Source organism: Microvirga sp. HBU67558 (genome assembly GCF_018069605.1).
In the GTDB taxonomy this organism is placed as follows: domain Bacteria; phylum Pseudomonadota; class Alphaproteobacteria; order Rhizobiales; family Beijerinckiaceae; genus Microvirga; species Microvirga terrae.
Genome location: NZ_JAGPUP010000191.1, coordinates 1 through 444 on the forward strand (window position 1 = coordinate 1; position 444 = coordinate 444).

Annotated in this window: 1 pseudogene; it reads left to right on the plus strand. The window is 60.1% G+C overall.

The annotated features are described in order from the left end of the window. Positions 1–55: 55 nt before the first annotated feature. Positions 56–444 (plus strand): annotated as a pseudogene (locus KBI52_RS00780) (hypothetical protein); the annotation flags it as partial.

Below are 444 nucleotides of genomic sequence, written 5' to 3' on the forward strand. Positions count from 1 at the left end.
AGCTGTGATGAACTCTGGATTTGCCGCAGCGGACCCATACCGCTTTGCAGGTAACATGGCCCGATTGGTGGCCGAAGCCGGCAGGGCCGCCACAGCTTACATCCAGCCGCAGATCGGCACCCTAGTCCCTCTGACGCAGGTTGACGACGTTACGCCCGCTTTGAGCACCTTCGCTCAGATGCAGCAGGCCTTGGTGACCCAGCCGGGAACCCTCATTGAGGCTCAGTCCAAACTCTGGCAGGCCTACGTCGATCTCTGGAACTCGTCCGTGCGCCAAACGCTGGGCCTAGGTGATCATGACGTTGCTCCATCTCATTCCAAGGATGCCCGCTTCAAGGATCCCGCCTGGACCGAGCACCGGTTCTTTGACGCCATGCGGCAGTCCTATCTTATCACATCGCATTGGACCGAGCAGTTGGTCGAGGCCACAGAAGGGCTCGACCC